General features: G+C 68.2%; 9 protein-coding genes. 4 read left to right on the plus strand and 5 right to left on the minus strand.

Going from position 1 to position 15,535, the window contains the following annotated elements; all coding sequences use genetic code 11:
- Positions 1 to 57 precede the first annotated feature (57 nt).
- On the plus strand, positions 58 to 1,317 hold the full coding sequence (gene tyrS, locus VRZ77_RS08635; RefSeq protein WP_414592263.1) for a tyrosine--tRNA ligase: 1,260 nt from the start codon (positions 58 to 60) through the stop codon (positions 1,315 to 1,317).
- A 249-nt stretch (positions 1,318 to 1,566) separates the two neighbouring features.
- Here tyrS and VRZ77_RS08640 read toward each other — a convergent pair whose 3' ends face one another.
- Positions 1,567 to 5,154, minus strand: a complete 3,588-nt coding sequence (locus VRZ77_RS08640; protein WP_414592264.1) for a DUF3971 domain-containing protein — start codon at positions 5,152 to 5,154, stop codon at positions 1,567 to 1,569.
- Positions 5,155 to 5,324: 170 nt separating this feature from the next.
- On the opposite strand from VRZ77_RS08640, the gene VRZ77_RS08645 reads away from it, so the two are divergent.
- The gene (locus VRZ77_RS08645; protein WP_414592265.1) at positions 5,325 to 5,792 is read left to right on the plus strand and encodes a peroxiredoxin; all 468 of its coding nucleotides are present in this window, start codon (positions 5,325 to 5,327) and stop codon (positions 5,790 to 5,792) included.
- 91 nt (positions 5,793 to 5,883) lie between these two features.
- Here the strand turns inward: VRZ77_RS08645 and prfB are convergent, their stop codons facing one another.
- On the minus strand, positions 5,884 to 7,014 hold the full coding sequence (gene prfB / locus VRZ77_RS08650) for a peptide chain release factor 2 (protein WP_414592266.1): 1,131 nt from the start codon (positions 7,012 to 7,014) through the stop codon (positions 5,884 to 5,886).
- Between the two features lie 89 nt (positions 7,015 to 7,103).
- The gene (locus VRZ77_RS08655; protein ID WP_414592267.1) at positions 7,104 to 7,616 is read right to left on the minus strand and encodes an Lrp/AsnC family transcriptional regulator; all 513 of its coding nucleotides are present in this window, start codon (positions 7,614 to 7,616) and stop codon (positions 7,104 to 7,106) included.
- 57 nt (positions 7,617 to 7,673) lie between these two features.
- On the opposite strand from VRZ77_RS08655, the gene VRZ77_RS08660 reads away from it, so the two are divergent.
- Complete coding sequence (locus VRZ77_RS08660; protein WP_414592268.1) at positions 7,674 to 8,324, plus strand: glutathione S-transferase family protein; 651 nt, start codon at positions 7,674 to 7,676, stop codon at positions 8,322 to 8,324.
- Between the two features lie 85 nt (positions 8,325 to 8,409).
- Here VRZ77_RS08660 and VRZ77_RS08665 read toward each other — a convergent pair whose 3' ends face one another.
- On the minus strand, positions 8,410 to 10,848 hold the full coding sequence (locus tag VRZ77_RS08665; protein WP_414592269.1) for a penicillin-binding protein 1A: 2,439 nt from the start codon (positions 10,846 to 10,848) through the stop codon (positions 8,410 to 8,412).
- Between the two features lie 131 nt (positions 10,849 to 10,979).
- Positions 10,980 to 12,275 carry an N-acetylmuramoyl-L-alanine amidase gene (locus tag VRZ77_RS08670; RefSeq protein ID WP_414592270.1) on the minus strand — a complete coding sequence of 432 codons (1,296 nt, stop codon included), beginning with the start codon at positions 12,273 to 12,275 and terminating at the stop codon, positions 10,980 to 10,982.
- 760 nt (positions 12,276 to 13,035) lie between these two features.
- Between VRZ77_RS08670 and VRZ77_RS08675 the strand changes: the two genes are divergently transcribed.
- A partial coding sequence (locus VRZ77_RS08675; protein WP_414592271.1) for an Rne/Rng family ribonuclease occupies positions 13,036 to 15,535 on the plus strand: 2,500 nt, incomplete at its 3' end.

The raw sequence follows: 15,535 nt of genomic DNA on the forward strand, positions 1-15,535 counted from the left end.
GAAACTGGTACATCACCCGCCCGCTCCTAAGATCGCGTTGATGATACCGGGCCCGCCATGACCAAGTTCCGTTCCGACTTCCTCCGCACCATGCATGAGCGTGGCTTCATTCATCAGGTTTCCGATGAATCCGGCCTCGACGACCTGCTCGCCAAGGAAAGCGTGACGGCCTATATCGGCTTCGACCCGACCGCGCCCTCGCTGCATGCCGGCGGGCTGATCCAGATCATGATGCTGCACTGGCTTCAGGCGACCGGCCACCAGCCGATCTCGCTGATGGGCGGCGGCACCGGCATGGTGGGCGACCCCTCCTTCAAGGAGGAGGCGCGCAAGCTGATGACGGTGGAGACCATCGAGGACAACATCGCCTCGATCAAGCGCGTCTTCACCAACTATCTCGACTACGACAAGGGTCCCAAGGGTGGCGCCCTGATGATCAACAACGCCGAATGGCTGCGCGGACTGAACTATCTGGAATTCCTGCGCGACGTCGGCCGCCACTTCTCGGTCAACCGCATGCTGTCCTTCGACAGCGTGAAGACCCGGCTGGAACGCGAGCAGTCGCTCTCCTTCCTCGAATTCAACTACATGATCCTGCAGGCTTATGATTTCGTGGAGCTTGCCAAGCGCTATGACGTGCGCCTCCAGATGGGCGGCTCCGACCAGTGGGGCAACATCGTCAACGGCATCGATCTCGGCCACCGCATGGGGACGCAGCAGCTTTACGCGCTGACCTCGCCGCTGCTCACCACCGCCTCCGGGGCGAAGATGGGCAAGTCGGTCAACGGCGCGGTGTGGCTGAATGCCGACCTGCTCGGCCCCTACGAGTTCTGGCAGTACTGGCGCAATACCGAGGACGCCGACGTGCCGCGCTTCCTCAAGCTCTACACCACGCTGCCGATGGACGAGATCGCCCGGCTGTCGGCGCTGGCGGGCTCGGAAATCAACGAGGTGAAGAAGATCCTCGCCACCGAGATCACCGCCATGCTGCACGGCCGCCCGGCGGCCGAGGCGGCGGCGGAGACCGCGCGCAAGACCTTCGAGGAAGGCGGTGTTGCCGCCGACCTGCCGAGCGTCGAGGTGCCGGCAGGCGAACTGGAGGCCGGTATCGGCGTGCTCGCAGCCTTCGCCGAAAAGACCGGGCTGGTCGCCTCCAATGGCGAGGCGCGCCGGCAGATCAAGAGCGGCGGGCTGAAGGTGAACGACGCCACCGTCACCGACGACAAGGCCGTGCTCACCGCGCGCGACCTGACGCCGGAAGGCGTGATCAAGCTCTCCTTCGGCAAGAAGAAGCACGTCCTGCTGAAGCCGGTCTGAGCACATCGGCGGCGTCTCGTAGCAGCGGGGCGGCAGGCTGAGCGGCCTGCGTGCTTCCAGAAGCGCGGCCCCGCCGCGCTTCTCAGCATGATGGGCGTTGTGAAGGCATTGCGTCCCAGCGCGCCATCGGGCTCAGGCACAAGCGGAAATCGGCCGCGCAATACGAATACCGTCACGGCCTGAGCGCCAGCGAGCCTCCAAGGAGGCCCGCCTCGCGCCCTCACCGACCGGCCGGCGCCTTCCCGCCGCCTATCGCGTGGGGACCAGCGCGGGCGGGCTCGGATCGGGCGCCTGACGGTACTCGAAGATCTTGCGCAGGAAGCCCGGCGCCACGGCGGAGATCGGGTTCATCCGCAAGGTCGGACCGCTCATCGGACCGACAATCTCGTAGGTCACCCCGACCAGGCCCTCATTGGGGCCGCCGCCGAGAAAGAAGCCGAGAACGGGGAGCTTGCTGAACAGGTTGTTCAGCCCATAGGCCGGCACATAGGTGCCCTGCACCGACATCCGGTCATTGGCGAAATCCAGCGCGCCGTCGAAGGTCGAGCCGATCTGCGGCCCCCAGATCGCGCCCTCGCGGATGTTGAGCTGCTCGGCCGAGCGCTGGAACGTCACCTGAAGCTTGTTGAACGCCACCGCCGAGCCGGGCTGGAGCGAGCCGTCGCGCCCGCCGGAGGGCGCGGCCGCGATCAGCCGATCGAGGCCGGGTTCGCCGCGGATCACGAAATCGCGCATGTTGACGACGCCGCTCTGGGGCGAACCGTCGCCGCTCGGCGCGTCGACGTCGATCCACAGATCGCCATTATAAATGCGGGCATAGAGGTTGATGAAACGCAGCAGCGCCCCGGCATCCGAGGTCGCGACGCGCAGGCGCGGCCTGCCATTGCCGCCGGGGGTCAGCGTGCCCAGCACCTTGCCGCCGCGCCCGACCAGGGCCGCGAGATCGAAGGCGCGCAGGTCGCCGTTGCGGCGCGACATCTTCAGGGTCGCCTGCCGCATCGCCTCGCCATTATTGCCGGTGACCACGCCGAGCTCGACATCGAGGTCGATGTCCATCGGCTTCTCGTCCTTGCGCCCGGCGATCGGCGCCTCCAGCAGGTTCTTCAGATAGGACCGCGCCTCGATCACCTCGCCGCGCACCACGATGTTCATCACGCCGGAGGCGTTGGACACCTTCACGCTCGCCTTGTCGCCGTCGGAGAGCGCGAAGGTCGGCAGGTTCGCGCTGATCAGGGCGGCCTTGGAATCCAGCTCCACCGCGCCGCGGATATTCACGCCGCTGCCGGTCACCACGAGGTCGTCGAGCTTCGTGCCGGTGCTGGTCACGGTGGCGCGGGCGGTCAGCCGCGCGGGCTTGCCGGCCGGCTTCGACCAACCCGGCACCAGCTCGGCGAGCCGCGCGGCGGTGAGGTCGAGGTCGACATCGGCGGTCTTGCCCTTGGGCGTGATCGTGCCGGTGAGCTTCACCCCGACCACGCCGGAAAGCCCCGCCAGATCGAGATTGAGCTTGTTGCGCGCGGCATCGTCGAGCTTGGCCTCGACCACGAAGGCGACGTCGCTGCCCGAGCTGTCGCGGGTGTATTCGAAGCTCGCCGGCGCGCCGCCGAACTTGCCCTGCCCGCGCAGCACGGTCGCCGCCGGGGTGACGAAGGCGCGCACCGTGGCATCATCGAGGCGCTGGCCGAGGAACACCTTGTCGGCGCTGAAATCGGTGAGGTCCGCGTCGAACGCGTAGTCGACGTCTCCGGCGGTGATGTGGTCGGACAGGGTGATGTTGATCTGCGCCACACCCTTGATGGTGCCGCGCACCATGTCGGGATCGAACTGGTCGCCGGCCGGGCCGCGCAGCGGCGGCATCGAGGCGAGTTCGAGCGCGGCGGCGGCCGGGCCCTCGACGCCGATCCTGAGCTTGGCGGCGGGCCGTTCCGGCGCGGTGTCGGGCACGTCGAACACGCTCTCCGGCAGGCTGACGCGCCGCCCGTCCGGCGTCTCCATCGCGGCATTGCTGGCAACGACATGGGCGGAGCGGCCGGTGATCTCGACCGCGACGTTGGCGCCCTGGATCGCCGGAAGCTGGGGAACCGGGCGGAACACGCCGTTGCTGCCGGCAATGTTGATGGTGAGCTGGTCGCCCTCCAGCGGGCGCTCCTTATTGCCGATCGAGGCCAGCGGGGCGTGAACCTTGATCTCCGCCTTGGAGACGTCGCCCGAGATGAAATGGTCATAGACCCAGCGGCGCACCGGCGGGGCGGCGACCACCGGCCAGAGCCGCAGCAGAGAGGTCGCCGACATCGGCGTCGCGGCGAGCGACAGGCCGAGGAACGGCTCCTGCGCGCCGAGATCGAGCTCGACGCCGAGATTAAGCCCGCCCTGCGGCCCCTTGAGCACCGCGTTGTCCACCGTCAGGCGCTGGGCGCGCGGATCGAAGCGGACATCGAGCGCGATGTCGTCGAGCACCAGCGGCGGCACCTTCTCGGCATGGGGCCCGCCGCCGGAGAAGCTGGCATTGGCCTTGGTGACATGCAGCGTCCAGTCGCCATCGGCGGTGTCGGGAGCGTCGACGATGGCGGACAGGTCGAGGTCGAACGGCCCGGCCTGAATGGCGAGCGGGCTGAGCGTCAATTCGCGGCGGGTGGGATCGACGCTGAAATCGACCGACACCTCATCGACGATCATGCGCCCGTCAGCGTCGGCGCCGAGCTGCAACTCGCCCGCGCCAGCCACCAGCCGGCCCTGCGTGGCCAGCAGCACGCCCTGCGCGTCGATTGCCGACTTCACCTGGAACGAAAGCGGCGAGGTGGCGATCAGGTCGGCATCGGCCTTGCCGGCCGCGATCATCAGGTCGCGCGGGGAAAGATCGCGCACCTCGAAGCCGAGGCCCCGCTTTCCGTTCACCAGCGCGCCAACGGTCGCGCGCGCCGACCACGGCCCATCGGTGCCGCCTGCCGTCATGTCGAACGTCACGCCGCCTTCGGCCGGGCGGGACAGGCTGAGGTCGATGTCGTCGAAGGTCCATTGCTGGCCGCTGACCTCGCTGCGCACCACCAGCACGCCTTCCTTGAGGCCGATATCGGTGAGATCGCCGCCGTCGAGGCCGCCGCGGTCGATATTGGCGGCGAGCGCGGCGAGCGCATCGAGCCGCAGCGGACCGAGCGGCGCGGCGTCGGCGAGCGGGGTGCCGGAGGGCGTCGCCGGCAGCGTCTGGACCGCCACATCCGGCGCCGCCCCGGCATCGGCCGGCGCGGGCGCTGCCTTCTGCTCCAGCGGGGTGGCGACGGACGGCGTGTGCAGCGGCTTGCTGCCCTCGCCGGTCGAAATGGTGAGTTCGCCCCGGGCGTTGATCCAGACCGTGAGCTTGACGCCCACAAGGTCGATACGCCGGGGCGTCACCGTCCACGGAATCAGCCGGTCCTGAAGCTGCACCTCGGCCTGCGGGGCGGTGGCGATCACGTCGCCAGAGCTGTCACGTACCATGATGTCGCTGGCGCGCAGCACCATGCCGCCCTCGCTGGCGCGATCGGAGACGATGGAGCCGATCTGCACGGTGCGGCCCTCGCCGAGCCGGGCTTCGAGCGCGCGCTCGACATAGGGCCGCGCGATATCGACGGTGACGGTGCCTGTCACGAACAGGAGATAGACGGCGAGGACGCCGAGCGCGATGAGCGCGCCAAATCCGCCGAAAGACCAGCCGCAAACCCGCAGCCAGCGGCGGCGACCGCGCACCGGCACATCGCAGACGGCCCGAGCGACGCGCCGCAGCCGCGGACGCTTCGCGCCGGCCGGCCGGGCGGCATGCTTAGGATGGGCGGCAGCCTTGGGCGTCGTCACCTCCTTCATCGACAGCTTGATTCTCCTGCGAGCCACGCCATTCTGCCCGCTCCCCTGGCGGACGGCGACACCTATCAATACGACGCTACTGACAATTAGCTGACGAAAGCCGGCTTAAACCGGGACCCCGCATTCCGGCACACAGCCGATCACCTCAAAAACCGACGAAAGGAAGGCAGATGGCAACGATCGAGGTGGGCGCGCCGGCTCCCGATTTCACGCTGACCGGCGACGACGGCCGCGAGATCACCCTGTCGGCCCAGGCCGGCCACAAGGTGGTGCTGTACTTCTATCCGAAGGCGGGCACCGAGGGCTGCACGCTGGAAGCCCATGATTTCAACAGGTTACATGAGGAATTCGCGGCCGCCAACACGGTCGTGATCGGCATTTCCGCCGACCCGGACAAGGCGATCGCCCGTTTCCGCGCCAAGAACGGCCTCGCCTTCCCGCTCGCGGGCGATGGCGAGCATAAAGTTCTGACCGCCTACGGCGTCTGGGCGGAAAAATCCATGTATGGTCGCAGCTTCTGGGGCGTGGTGCGCACCACGCTGCTGATCGGCCCCGACGGGCGCATCGCCCGAATCTGGCCCAAGGTGAAAGTCGCCGGCCATGCCGAAGAGGTGCTCGCCGCCGCGAAGGCGCTGTAAGGCGGCCCCCTTCCCGATGTCATCCCGGACGGCCGGAGGGCCGGTCCGGGATCGCATGACCGGCGTGAAAGAGCGATCTCCGCTCTTTCGATCAGTCCACGTCGTCTATGCTGGCCGGGCCGCCGCCATAGGCGCGCTGGGCGAGTGCGGCTTCCATGAACGGGTCGAGGTCGCCGTCGAGCACTTCCTGCGGCGTGCCGGAGGTCACGCCGGTGCGCAGGTCCTTCACCAGCTGATAGGGCTGGAGCACATAGGAGCGGATCTGGTGGCCCCAGCCGATGTCGGTCTTGGCGGCCTGGTCGGCGGCGGCCTGCGCCTCGCGCTTCTTCAGCTCCATCTCGTAGAGCTTGGCGCGCAGCATTTCCCACGCCGTTGCGCGGTTCTTGTGCTGCGAGCGGTCGCCCTGCGCCACCACGGCAATGCCGGTGGGAATGTGGGTGAAGCGCACCGCCGATTCGGTCTTGTTGACGTGCTGGCCGCCGGCGCCGCCCGAGCGCATGGTGTCGATGCGCAGGTCGCTTTCCTTGATGTCGACCACGATGCGGTCGTCGATCACCGGATAGACGTCGACGCTGGCGAAGGAGGTCTGGCGCCGCGCGTTGGAATCGAACGGCGAGATGCGCACCAGCCGGTGCACGCCGCCCTCGGTCTTCATCCAGCCATAGGCGTTGTGGCCCTTCACCAGAATGGTCGCGGATTTCAGGCCGGCGGTCTCCCCGGCGCTCTCCTCGATCAGCTCGACCTTGAAGCCGCGCCGTTCGGCCCAGCGCGTGTACATGCGCAGCAGCATCAGCGCCCAGTCCTGGCTGTCGGTGCCGCCGGCCCCGGCATGGACTTCGAGGTAGCTGTCATTGGCATCGGCCTCGCCCGAGAGCAGAGCCTCGAGCTGGCGGCGGGCGACCTCGCCCTTGAGCTTGGCGAGCGCGCCGGCGGCCTCGGTGACGATGCTCTCATCGCCCTCCATCTCGCCGAGTTCGATCAGTTCCACATTGTCGTTGAGTTCGCGCTCGATGCGCTCCAGCGAATTGAGCCCGTCCTCCAGCGTGCCGCGCTCCTGCATCAGCTTCTGCGCGCGCTCGGGGTCGTTCCACAGGTTCGGGTCCTCGGCGAGCGCATTCAGCTCGGCAAGTCGGGCCTTGGAACGGTCGAAATCGATGTGCTGCCGCAACAGGCCGGCGGCTTCCCGGATTTCGTCGACGCTCGCGGCGAGCTCGGCGCGCATGATGGTCACTCTCGTCAAGGGAGGCAGAAGGCGGCGGAAAATAGAGAGGATGCGCCAAGCTGTAAACCGCCCTCCTGCGCGGGCCCCCGTCAGTCTCCCGCGCCGCGCCCCCGGTTCAGCAGCGCACGCGAGAGCGGCTTGCCCGCCTCGCTGCGCAGCACGACCGAGGTGGTGACCATGCCGTAGCGGCCGATGGAATCGACGATGGTGGCAAGGTCCTCCGGCGCCGGCACGATCGCCTTGAGCACGAAGCAGTCGTCGCCGGTCACGCGATGCACCTCGACGATGGCCGGCAGCGCGTCGAACGCCTTGAGGCAGGCGGCGATGTGCTCATGGGCGGTCTTCAGCCGGATGATCGCGGTCATGCGCAGGCCGACCGCCGCGAGATTGATGCGCGCGCCATAACCCTCGATGACGCCGCGCTCCTCCAACCGCTTCACCCGCTCGGAGACGGCCGGCTGCGAGAGCCCGATGCGCCGGCCGAGCTCGGAGAGCGGCATCCGCGCGTCCTGCTGCAGGGCTTCGAGAATGTCGAGATCGCGATGATCCAGGTCCACCGGGGCGGAGCGGCGGGTGATAGGTGGGCTCTGCCTTGAATCCATCGCCGGAAATCTCAAAACGCCGATGGATCACCATGTCACGCCGGCGCGGACTTTGCCATGCTGACCGTCAACGCAACGGAGATGACAATGCGCCTGATCGGCATGCTCGATTCGCCCTATGTCCGCCGCGTGGCGGTGTCGATGAAGCTCATGGGGCTGCCGTTCCACCATGAGCCTGTGTCGGTGTTCCGCCATTTCGACGCCTTCGCCGCGATCAACCCGGTGGTGAAGGCGCCGAGCCTCGTCACCGATGACGGGGTGGTGCTGATGGAATCGACCCTGATCCTCGATTTCATTGAGCGCCTCGCGCCCGAAGCGCGGCGGCTCACCCCCTCGGACCTCGCCGCCCTCGCCCGCAACCAGCGCCTCACCGGCCTCGCCCTCGCCGCCTGCGAGAAGACGGTGCAGATCGTCTATGAGCATGAGCTGCGCCCTTTGGCCAAGCGCCATGCGCCGTGGCTGGAGCGCGTCGAGGGGCAGCTCCGCGCCGCTTACGCGCTGCTGGAGGCGGAGACGTCGGAAGGCTGGCTGGTGGAAGAGCGCCCGATGCAGGCCGATGTCAGCGCGGCGGTGGCGCTCAGCTTCGCCCGCTTCATCCTGCCGGAGGCGACGCTAGAGCGGACCGGCATCGCTTCGCTGGAAAGGCTCTCCGCGCTCACCGCGCGCGCGGAGGCGCTCCCGGAGTTCGCCTCGACGCCGATGGCGTGAGCGCGCCTATCCGCCACCGAGACATGCCGAAAACGAAAATGGCCGGGGTCGCCCCCGGCCATGTCGGTTATCTGTTCGGCCCCGCTCAGTACAGCCCGCCGGTCCCGCTGGTGCCAATGGCGCGGTCAGCCTCGGGCGAGACGCCGATCGGACGGCCGGTGGAATCGGTCGAGCCGATCACCGAATAGCTGTCCGGCGGGGCGGTGCCTGGCTTGAAAGCTTCGAGGATCGAATTCTCGCCCGGCCCGGCGCGCAGGCCGGTCTTCGGGTTGATGCGGATCAACTTGATGCCCGGCGGCACGCGGAACGGCACGGCCGGGCGGTCGGCCAGCGCCAGCTGCATGAAATCACGCACCACCGGCGCGGCGAGCAGGCCGCCGGTCGAGCCCTTGCCCATCGGCTTGGGCGTGTCGAAGCCGAGATAGACCGCCACCACGATGTCCGGGGTGAAGCCGACGAACCAGGCGTCCTTCTCCTCGTTGGTGGTGCCGCTCTTGCCGGCCACCGGCTTGCCGAGAACCTTCAGCGCGGTGCCGGTGCCACGCTGCACCACGCCTTCCATCATGCCGACGAGCTGATAGGCGGTCATCGGGTCCAGCGCCTGCTCGCGGCGGTCGATCAGCGTCGGCTCGGGCTGGTCGGTCCACTTGTCGGCGTCGCAGCCGCGGCACTCGCGCTCATCGTGCTTGTAGATGGTCTTGCCGTAGCGGTCCTGGATGCGGTCGATCAGCGTCGGCTTCACGCGCTTGCCGCCATTGGCGAACATCGAATAGCCGCCGGCCATGCGCATGGTCGTGGTCTCGCCCGCGCCGAGCGACATGGAAAGCACCGGCAGCAGATTGTCGTAGATGCCGAAGCGCTTGGCATATTCCACAATGGTCGGCATGCCGAGATCGTTGGCGAGGCGCACGGTCATCACGTTGCGCGACTGTTCGAGGCCGAAGCGCAGCGTCTGCGGGCCGTAGAACTTGCCGGAATAGTTCTCCGGCCGCCATGTCGCCTGCCCGGCCTGGTTCAGCTCGAACGGGGCGTCCATGATCACGCTGGACGGCGTGTAGCCATTGTCGATCGCCGAGGCGTAGACGAAGGGCTTGAAGGACGAGCCGGGCTGGCGCATCGCCTGGGTGGCGCGGTTGAACTGGCTCTCGTCGAAGGAGAAGCCGCCGACCAGCGCCAGCACGCGCCCGGTCCACGGGTCCATCGCCACCAGCGCGCCTTCGATCTGCGGTTGCTGGCGCAGGCGCCACTGGTCGGGCTTGCCCTCGACGCCCTCGACATACACCACGTCGCCGGGCTTCAGCACGGCGGCCACGCCGCCCTTGCGGCCGCGCAGCGCCCATTTCACGCCATCGGGCGTGATGACGCCGACGTCGCGCTGCGCCGAGAGCGTGCCGGAGCGGTCGCGCTGAGGCTGCAGGCCGATGCGGGCGGAATCCGCGCTGGACTCCAGCACCACGGCGAGGCGCCACGGAATATCGGTGAAGGCGCGCACATCGGCGAGCCGCGCGCCCCAGTCGCCGTCCGTATCGATCCGGGTCACCGGGCCGCGCCAGCCGCGCTGCTCGTCATAGCGGGTCAACCCGTCGAGCAGCGCCTTCTTGGCGATCTGCTGGAGCTTGGGGTTGAGCGTGGTGCGCACCGAGAGGCCGCCGCCATAGAGCTTGTCCTCGCCATAGCGCTCGAAAATCTCGCGGCGCACTTCCTCGGCGAAATATTCGGCCGAGAAGATGTGCGCGCCGGTCGGGCGCACGGTCACGGCGAGGTCGGTCGCCTTGGCGTCGTCGGCTTCCTTCTGGGTGATGTAGCCGTTCTCGGCCATGCGATCGATCACCCAGTTGCGGCGCTCCACGGCGGCTTCGTGGCGGCGGAACGGGTGATAATTGTTCGGGCCCTTGGGCAGGGCGGCGAGATAGGCGGCCTCGGCGATCGACAGCTCGGCGACCGACTTGTCGAAATAGAGCAGCGAGGCGGCGGCCACGCCATACGAACCGATGCCGAGATAGATCTCGTTCAGATAGAGTTCGAGGATCTTGTCCTTGGAATAGGCGCGCTCCATGCGCAGGGCGAGCAGCGCTTCCTTGATCTTGCGGTCGATCGAGACCTCGTTGGTCAGAAGGAAGTTCTTCGCCACCTGCTGGGTGATGGTGGAGGCGCCCTGCGGGCGGCGGCCCGAGCCGTAATTCTGCGCGAACGCATAGGCGGCGCGGCCGATGCCGGTGACGTCGATGCCGCCATGAGAATAGAAATTCTTGTCCTCGGCCGAGAGGAAGGCGTCGATCACGCGCTTCGGGATGCTCTGGATCGGCAGATAGAGCCGGCGCTCCTTGGCATATTCGGCCAGCAGCGAGCCATCGGTCGCGTGGATGCGCGTCATCACCGGCGGCTCGTAGTTCTGGAGCTGGGAATAGTCGGGCAGGTCCTGGGAGAACTTCCAGACGAAGTACCCCGCCACCGCTCCGCCGATGACGAAGACGATCGTGCCGAGGGCGAACAGGAATCCCAGAAAACGCAGAAGAAGCCGCATCCGGCTTTGCCCTCTCGAAGTGCTGGCGTGGGCGGCTTCGCCCGACGCGCCAATTTTCTCGTTATTCGCCCTGAGGCACCGTGTGCGGGGCAACTATGGCCTATTCGCGGCCAGAAAGGACAGATCGCGGACTAAGGCAAGCCGGTTATCGGCGCCATCGCGGCGGGTGTCGCCACCGGTGCCGATTCCACCGGCTTCTGCGCGGCGAAATAGGCATCGATCGCCGCGACCATGGCCGTGGTCACCTTAGCCTGCCAGTCCGCCGATGTCATGAGTTCGAGGTCGCGGGTGCTGGAAAGATAGCCGAGCTCGAACAGCACGGAGGGCACGTCGGGCGCCTTCAACACCTTGAAGCCGGCCGATTTCAGCGGCGATTTGTGCATGCGCGCCGCCTCCCCGACATTGCCGGCCAGCGTGCGGGCGAAATGGGCGGAGAAATTGCGGGTCTCGCGCTGGGCGAGGTCGAACAATATGCCCGCGACATCGGCCGGTTCCTCGGAAAGATCGAGGCCCGCGATCATGTCGGCCTTGTTTTCCGAATCGGCGAGGCGCTGCGCCTCGGCGTCGGAGGCGCGGTCGGAGAGCGTGTAGATGGTGGCGCCGCGCACGTCACCGTCGCGCGAGCCGAGCGAATCGGCGTGCAGCGAGATGAACAGCCGCGCACCGTGCTGCTGGGCGACGCGCACCCGCTGGCCGAGCGCGACATAGGTGTCGTCGTCGCGCGTCATCAGCGGGCGGTAGCGGCCGGTCTCGTTCAGCTTGTCGCGCAGCAGGCGCCCGATCTTGAGCACGAGCTCCTTCTCGGTGACGCCCATGCCCGGATTCACCGCGCCGGAATCAATGCCGCCATGGCCGGGGTCGATCACCACCACCGGGCGCGGATCGCCGGCGCTGATGATCACCGGCGCGGCGTCCACGTTCTCCTGCACCCGGCGCACCGGGGCGGCGACGGTCTTGAGGAAGCTCGCGCGGTCGGTCTTCACGAGATCGATCACCAGCCGCGCCGGCTGCCCGTCCATCGGCTCCAGCACGAAGGCCTTGTCGATGGTCACCGGCGCGTTGAGGTCCATCACGATCCGCGCCTTGCCGGGCGCGAAGAGGCCGAAGCGATAGGCCGTCACCAGCCCGCGCCCCTCCTGCCCCGCCGACGACGGCAGGGTGAAGATTGTGTCGGGCACATCGACCACGACGCGATAGGGATCGGCCAGGGTGAAGGCGCCGAGCGGCACCGAGCGGGAGAGGTCCATCACCAGGCGGGTGCGTTCTGCGTCGCCGGCCAGGCGCGCATCGGTGGCGACCGCCGGGGCGTCGGCGGCGCGCACGGGAGCGGCCGCCGGCAGCGCCGCCAGCGACACGGCGAGCCCCGCCAGCGCCGCCCGGAAACCGGCGTGCGACAGAAACCTGCGCCAAACCCCGCGCCACATCATCGTCAGGACAGAGCCTCCCGCGCGTCGACCGCACCGTATCTCCCTATCTAACCGATTAGAAAGCGCGGGTTAACCGGGCGTTAACCGCCACCGCACGGCTCACGCCGCGCCGTGGCCGACGGGCAACGTTCCGCGCGCCGACGCATCGCACGCGATCATGACGCGATCTTGCCAAATCGGCACGCATGCCGCTATTAAGGGCATGCATATGGTTCGAATTCCGGGTCGCTCGCTTGGCGTCCGGCGTTCGCTCACCGACGGCGCGGGGCGGCCCAGAAATGGAGCGGCCCGACATCCTGCCCCGACCCGCCCGAAGTGCCGGGCGCGTGGCGATGCGCATGTGGAGGCCCGGGCCCAAGGTTCCGGCCCGCCCGCCGAGGAGAGCGAGACTGCCGACGCCGTTTCCGAGCCTTCGGGCGCAGTTCCGACGCTTGACCCGCAGCTTGCGGGCGCGCCGCGCTCATCGCAGCCATAAGCCAGAGCCGGGCCTGTCACATGGGTCGCGACTCCTTCGTGTTCGGTCGAGGTATGGACGGCAGCAAACGATGACGCGTCAGCCGGCAGGTGCAGATCAGGTGCGAGGCGGTATTTTCCGCCCTGCGCGCGATCGCCGAGCCGTGACGCCGACAGCGCGTTTGCGCCCCGCATGCGAGGCGCTCCGCCCCCCTGGCCCGTTTTCCATCACCGCCTACAGGCACGGCCCCAGCCGTCCGGCTCCGGCAGCGGAGCGGATGCCGCCGTGCGCGCAGATGAGAGTTCAATGGCCAACAAGATGCTTATCGATGCCACCCACCCGGAGGAAACCCGGGTGGTGGTGGTGCGCGGCAGCCGAGTCGAGGAATTCGACTTTGAAGCCGCCAACCGCAAGCCGCTCCGCGGCAATATCTACCTCGCCAAGGTCACGCGGGTAGAACCTTCCCTTCAGGCCGCCTTCATCGAGTATGGCGGCAACCGGCATGGCTTCCTCGCCTTCAGCGAGATCCATCCCGATTACTACCAGATCCCCGTCGCCGACCGGCAGGCCCTGCTGGCCGAGGAAGAGCGCCAGCAGCGCCGCGAGGCGGAGGAAGAGAACGAGGACAAGCCCAAGGGCCGGTCCCGCCGCGGCCGTGGCGCCGCCAAGGCCGCTTCCGGCGACGAGGCGGTTTCCGAGGACGCCCCTGAAGGCGACGCCGAGACCGAGGAAGGCGCCCGCCCCTCGCCGCGCCGCTCGCGCCGCCGTCCGTCCTCCGATGACGAATCCACCGGCGAGGTCGAGGAAGTCGCCGGCGAGGAAGAGATCGTCGACGAGGTCGGCTCCGACGACGCGCTGGAGGAAGTGCCCGAGCGCGCCGCCCCGCGCGGCCGCGCCCGCACCTACAAGATTCAGGAAGTGATCAAGCGCCGGCAGATCATGCTGGTGCAGGTCGTGAAGGAAGAGCGCGGCAACAAGGGCGCGGCGCTCACCACCTATCTCTCGCTCGCCGGCCGCTATTCGGTGCTGATGCCCAACACCGCGCGCGGTGGCGGCATCTCCCGCAAGATCACCTCGGCGGAAGACCGCAAGCGCCTCAAGGAGGTCGCCTCCGACCTCGAAGTGCCGGAGGGGATGGGCATCATCCTGCGCACCGCCGGCGCCAATCGCACCAAGGCGGAGATCAAGCGCGACTTCGAGTACCTGCTGCGGCTGTGGGAGAATGTGCGCGAGCTGACGCTGGGCTCCACCGCGCCCTCGCTGGTCTATGAGGAAGGCTCGCTGATCAAGCGCTCGATCCGCGACCTGTACAACAAGGACATCGACGAGGTTCTGGTCCAGGGCGACGAGGGCTATCGCGAGGCCAAGGACTTCATGCGCATGCTCATGCCGAGCCATGCCAAGAACGTGAAGCCCTACAAGGATCTGCAGCCGGTCTTCACGAGGTTCGGCGTCGAGAGTCAGCTCGACGCGATGTTCCTGCCGATCGTGCAGCTCAAGTCCGGCGGCTACATCGTCATCAATCCGACCGAGGCACTGGTCTCGATCGACGTGAACTCGGGACGCTCGACGCGCGAGCACAATATCGAGGACACGGCGCTCAAGACCAACCTTGAAGCGGCGGAAGAAGTCGCCCGCCAGCTGCGCCTGCGCGACCTCGCCGGGCTGATCGTCATCGATTTCATCGACATGGACGAGAAGCGCAACAACCGGGCGGTGGAGCGCAAGCTCAAGGATTGCCTGAAGAACGACCGCGCGCGCATCCAGCTCGGCCGCATCTCGCATTTCGGCCTGATGGAGATGAGCCGCCAGCGCATCCGCACCGGCGTGCTGGAAAGCTCCACCGAGGTCTGCCCGCATTGCGGCGGCACCGGCCATGTGCGCTCCTCCGCCTCGGTCGCGCTGCAGATGCTGCGCGCGGCGGAGGACATGCTCCAGCGCTCCAACACCCACGACCTCGTCATCCGCACCCGGGCGGAGAACGCCCTCTATGTGCTGAACCACAAGCGCGCGCATCTGCATGAGCTGGAAGTACGCTTCGGCGTTTCCATCGCCATCACCGCCGATGCCAGCCTGACCGGCCTCACCCCGTTCGCCATCGACAAGGGCGACGCGGTGGCGAACCCGATCCCGCTGCCGCGCCCGGCGGAGATTGTGATCGAGCCGGAGGAGGAAGACCTCGCGGCGATCGCTGAGGAGGAGACGGAAGAATCCGACGAGGAAGTCGCCGCTCCCGCTCCCCGCGCCGAAGCGGAACCCGCGCAGCAGGAACAGCAGGGCGATGGCAACCGTCGCCGTCGTCGCCGGCGCCGGCGGCGTCGGGGTGGCGGCAACGGCAATGACGGCCCGCAGAACGAGGCGACCTCGAACGGCGATGCCTTCGGCGATTATGAGGGCGACGAGAGCGAGGACGGTTCGGACGACGAGGCCGGTGCGGTCTCCGGCGACGAGGTACCGGCCGGCGACACCGAGATCGCGGCCGCTCCGGTTTCCGGCGAGGCCGGCGAGCAGGTGCTGGCCCTTGCCGAGGACGCGTCCCTGACCATCGCCGATGCGCCCGTGGCCACGCAGGCGCCGGAAGCGCCGACGGCCGAGGCCGGCAGCGAGGAAGCGCCCGCCGAGGAGCCCAAGGCCCGCCAGCGCGGACGCCGTGGCGGACGCCGCTCGCGCGCCGACAAGGCGGCGGACGAGGCGGCCGCTGCCGCCGAGGCAACGGGCGCGGAAGCGCCGGCGCCCGAAGCTGCGTCTGCCCCGGCCGAGGCGGCCCCGGTTGAGGCCGCTCCGGTCGAAACCCCGGCCCCCACCC

Source organism: Ancylobacter sp. G4_0304 (assembly GCF_047501495.1).
GTDB lineage: Bacteria > Pseudomonadota > Alphaproteobacteria > Rhizobiales > Xanthobacteraceae > Ancylobacter.